This window comes from Stenotrophomonas sp. (genome assembly GCF_032103445.1).
Taxonomy (GTDB): domain Bacteria; phylum Pseudomonadota; class Gammaproteobacteria; order Xanthomonadales; family Xanthomonadaceae; genus Stenotrophomonas.
Map to the genome: position 1 here is coordinate 53,849 of NZ_DAMDFR010000025.1, position 4,506 is coordinate 58,354.

Annotated in this window: 3 protein-coding genes, 1 tRNA gene and 1 pseudogene (1 of these 5 running past the window's edge); 3 read left to right on the forward strand and 2 right to left on the reverse strand. The window is 66.6% G+C overall.

Annotation, left to right across the window (positions count from 1 at the left end; all coding sequences use genetic code 11):
- Together RT551_RS11175 and RT551_RS11180 are read left to right on the forward strand one after the other, a co-directional pair.
- Positions 1-22, forward strand: a tRNA-Asp gene (locus tag RT551_RS11175) (it extends 155 nt beyond the left edge of the window).
- Positions 23-143: 121 nt separating this feature from the next.
- Positions 144-2,117 carry a peptidyl-prolyl cis-trans isomerase gene (locus tag RT551_RS11180; protein WP_313458564.1) on the forward strand — a complete coding sequence of 658 codons (1,974 nt, stop codon included), beginning with the start codon at positions 144-146 and terminating at the stop codon, positions 2,115-2,117.
- 199 nt (positions 2,118-2,316) lie between these two features.
- Here the strand turns inward: RT551_RS11180 and RT551_RS11185 are convergent, their stop codons facing one another.
- Positions 2,317-3,522: a transglycosylase SLT domain-containing protein gene (locus RT551_RS11185; protein WP_313458566.1), complete on the reverse strand. Its 1,206-nt coding sequence runs from the start codon at positions 3,520-3,522 to the stop codon at positions 2,317-2,319.
- Complete coding sequence (gene gloB / locus RT551_RS11190; protein ID WP_313458569.1) at positions 3,519-4,286, reverse strand: hydroxyacylglutathione hydrolase; 768 nt, start codon at positions 4,284-4,286, stop codon at positions 3,519-3,521. The genes RT551_RS11185 and gloB overlap by 4 nt, the downstream gene beginning before the upstream one ends.
- 11 nt (positions 4,287-4,297) lie before the next feature.
- On the opposite strand from gloB, the pseudogene RT551_RS11195 reads away from it, so the two are divergent.
- Positions 4,298-4,506, forward strand: a pseudogene (locus RT551_RS11195) (hypothetical protein); the annotation flags it as partial.

The window sequence follows — 4,506 nt, forward strand, 5'->3', positions numbered from 1 at the left end:
TCGAGTCCCGTCCGCTCCGCCAACTTTTGAAGGCCCCTGGTGAAAGCCAGGGGCTTTTCTTTTGCCTGCAGGGCAGGGCAGTTGGGGCGTGGCGCGAAGCGGGTTACACTGCCGGGCTCGCCAATCAGGCCTTGATTTCACTCATGCTGCAGAAACTCCGCGACAAGACCTCGGGCTGGATCGTCACCGTGATCCTGGGGCTGCTGATGATTCCCTTCCTGTTCGTGATCGACAACAGCTACCTCGGTGGCGTTGGCGCACAGAACGTGGCCAAGGTGTCCGCTCCGCCGACCTGGTGGCGCTCGGCTCCGGGCTGGTGGCCGATGTCGCTGCTGTGGGAACACCACGAAATCAGCGCCAACGACTTCCGCACCCGTTTCGAGCAGGCGCGCATGCAGGCGCGCACCCAGCAGGGCGAAGATTTCGATCCGCGCAAGTTTGAAAGCACCGAAAGCAAGCTGGAAGTGCTGGACCAGATGATCGACGAACAGGTCATGCGCCTGTCCGGCGAACAGGCCGGCCTCGTCATCAGCGACGCTGCCGTGCGCGAGACCATCGCCTCCATTCCGGCGTTCCTCAACCAGGAAGGCAAGTTCGACGGCACCCAGTACCGTGCCACCCTGGCCGCCGGCAACCCGCCGCGCACGCCGGCGCAGTTCGAGGCGCAGGTCCGCGAAAGCCTGCAGACCTCCATCATTCCGGCTGCGCTGCAAGGGGCGGGCTTCGTCACCGCCGCCGATGCCGACCGCCTGATGAAGCTGTTGGGCGAAACCCGCGACGTGGAACTGGCTGCACTGCCGGAACTGCCGGCCGACACCGCCGAGGTGACTGACGCGCAGATCAAGGCCTGGTATGACGGCCACACCAAGGACTTCCGCCAGCCGGAAACCGTCAGCCTGGAATACGTGGAAATCAATGCCGCCACGCTGCCGGCGGCCACCGCCGCTGACGAAGCCACGCTGCGCAAGCGCTACGACGATGAGAAGGCGCGCTTTGGCACGCAGGAAACCCGTCTGGCCTCGCACATCCTGTTTGCTGCCGATGCCAGCGACGCGGCCGCAATGAAGGCTGCCGAACAGAAGGCCACCGCGATTGCGGCCCAGGCCAAGGCCCCGGGTGCCGACTTCGCTGCCCTGGCCAAGGCCAACTCCGACGACACCGGCTCCAAGCAGGGCGGTGGCGATCTCGGCTGGGTGGAGCGTGGCGTCATGGTCAAGCCGTTCGAAGACGCGCTGTTTGCCATGAAGGCTGGCGAGATCTCCGGCCCGGTCAAGACCGAGTTCGGCTACCACGTGCTGCAGCTGCGTGAGATCAAGCCCGGTCAGTCGCGTCCGTTCGAAGAGGTGCGTGACCAGCTTGCTGCCGAGCAGCTCAAGGCCGACAGCGAAGGCAAGTTCAGCCAGCTCAGCGGGCGTCTGGTCGACGAGGTCTACAAGAACCCGTCCTCGCTGACCGCTGCGGCTGAAACCCTGAAGCTGCCGGTGCAGACCGTCGGCCCGTTCACCCGTGAAACCGCCAGCGGCATCGCCGCCAACCCGGCGGTGCTGCGTGCGGCGTTCTCCGACGTGCTGACCCAGGACGGCACGGTCAGCGACCCGATCGAAATCGCGCCGAACCACAGCGTGATGATCCGCGTCACCCAGCACAGCCCGGAGCAGGCCCTGCCGCTGGACAAGGCCCGCGACCGGGTCATCGCTGCCATCCGTGCCGACCGCACCCGCCAGGCGTCGGAGAAGGCTGCTGATGCGGTGCTGGCCAAGCTCAAGGCCGGCCAGACCCTGCAGGCCGTCGCCGCCGAAGACAAGCTGCAGGTCAGCCCGCTGCCGGGCCTGCCGCGCACCCAGCCGGTGCCGACCCCGGAGATCAACCGCGCCATCTTCGCCGCCGCTCAGCCGGCCGAAGGCAAGCCGACCTACGGCAAGGTCGAGGTGCAGGGCCGCTACCTGGTCTTCGCGGTGAACAAGGTCACTCCGGCCAACCTGGACGAAGTGCCGGCCGATCAGAAGCAGCAGTTCAAGCAGCAGCTCGAGCAGCTGGACGGCATGTCGGCCGCGCAGGAATTCGTGAAGACTGCAAGAAAGCGTTTCAAGGTGCAAACCGAAGAGAGCAACCTTTAACCGACACCTTCGGTGCCGGTTAAACGTTCTTCGGTTTGCCCACGCATTCCACCTTATCCCCGCGCCTGTCGGCGCGCCCCCTTCAACAAGAAGGGGGCTCTCCACCAGATGCATGTCGTAGAGCCGGGCTTGCCCGGCTGGCGCGGAAAACAAAAAAGGCCCGGCATTGCCGGGCCTTCTTCGTTTCTGTCCGCCGCGATCAATCTTCCACGCGCAACACCGCACCCGGCTTCAACACACTGCTGCCGGTGAGATTGTTCAACGACAACAGCGCCTTCAACGGCATCCCATAGCGCTTGGCAATCGTCCAGGCCGACTCGCCATTGCGCACCGTGTGCCGGCGCGCGCGCGGACGATCGGCCGCGCTGGCTACCGTGCGCGTGGCCGCCGGCGTGTTCGGCCGGGCACTGGCAACGTCGGTCGCCGGCGCATCCACCTGGGCTACTGCCACCGAGGTATCCACCGGCGCATGCGTGGCCGGGGCCAGAACCGTCGCGGTGCCGCTCGGACGCCCCTTGCCATTGGCCAGCGCGGGGTTCAGGCGGGCGATGCGTGCCGGGTCCAGTTGCCGCTGTGCGGCCCACTGCTGCACGCTGGTGCCTGCCGGCAGGGTATGCCCCTTCAGCACCGGCACGGTGCGATCCAGCGAGGCCATCACCGCCGGCGTGGTCTCTGCATTCTCCAGCACACACGCCAGCGCGTGCAGCTTTTCCACGTAGGCGTAGGTGATTGGCGACAGCCCCGGCAATTCGGCCGGGCGTGCGTTCTGTGCGTTCATGCCAGCCTTGCGCAGCGACTGCAGCACCCGGTATTCGCCGGCGTTATAGGCCATGGTGGCCAGTCGCCAGTCGCCGGCAAACATGCCGTGCAGGGTTTTCAGGTAGCGCACCGCTGCCTGGGTCGAATCAACGGCCGACAAACGGCCGTCATAGCCGTTGCTCACCTGCACGCGATGGTTCTTGGCGGTGGTGGCAATGAACTGCCACAACCCGGCAGGGCCCGCGCCATTGCGCGCGTTCGGCCGATAGCCGCTCTCCACGAAGGGAATGAGTGCAAATTCAGTGGGCAGATCGGCGGCACGCAGTTCTTCCACCACATAGCCGAACAGCACCAGCGCATCGTCGTCCTGGTTGGCCAAGCGCGAGGGCGCGTGCGCGAACTGCTTCTGCCAGCGCGGGCTGGTGGCCTCGACGTCGCAGGTAGGTTCGGCCAGGCCCTCGCGGAAACTGGCGAAGATGTCCTGCCCGTTGCGTACCGACGGAGGGGGCAGGGCGGCCGCATCGAGCGGCAGCTGGGTGATCCCGGCCACGTTCTGGGCCAGACCGGTATTCAACGACTGGGCGCCCGCGCTGCCGGCCATGGCCATGGCCAGTCCCAGCGCGAGCGGCAGCAATCGCCGGCTCATGTTCGGAATCCGTCTTTCCAGCCGCGCAGGCCGGCCAGCACATCCACTTCAGCAGTCAGTTCACGGCCCAGATGGGCGCTGACCGCGGCCTGGATGGCCGGAGCATGGGTTCGCAGGAATGGATTGCATTCCAGCTCGCTCGCCAGCGTAACCGGCAGCGTGGGGCGTTCATCGCGGCGCATGGCCAGTGCCTCCTCATGGCGTCGCGCAAGCGCGGCGTTGGCGGGGTCGACATGCCGCGCGAAGACGGCATTTGACACGGTGTACTCGTGCCCGCAGCACAGCAGCAGGTGCGCGGGCAGGGACGCCAGCCGCTGCAATGAAGCCAGCAGCTGGGGCGGCGTACCTTCGAACATCCGGCCACAGCCCAGGCTGAATAACGCATCGCCACTGAAAAGATGTTCAGCCGTGTGAAAAGCGATATGCGTTCGGGTGTGTCCGGGCACGGATACTACGTCGATCCCCACGCCCAATGCCTGAACGTGTTCACCATCGCCGACCCGGCGGGTGGCCTGAGGAATGCGCGGATCGTCGGGTGCCAGCACCGCCAGGCCGGGGTACTGCGCCTGCAGTTCGGCCACCCCGCCGATGTGATCGTCGTGGTGGTGGGTCAGCAGCAGGGTGTGCGGACGCCAGCCCTGCTGCGCGGCTGCCGCCAGCACTGGCGCGGCCTCGCCCGGGTCGACCACGATGGCATTACCGTCTTCGGCGACGAGCGCCCAGATGTAGTTGTCCGCGAATGCGGGTAGGGCAATCAGTCGCATAGAATTGGACCATGCCCGCCGTCTCGCGCTCCCGTCAAGCATCCGTCGCATCCTGGTTTGATACTGAACCGGCGCTGTCGCTGCGCGAACTGGAGCGCCAGCGGTTGGCGCTGGTGCTGGCCACCCGGCCGGTCACGCCGTGGCTCTGGATCGCGCCGACCCCCGCCTGGACCCAGGACCCGCTGCTGCCCGGGCCCGGCCTCACCCTGCACCGGCAGCC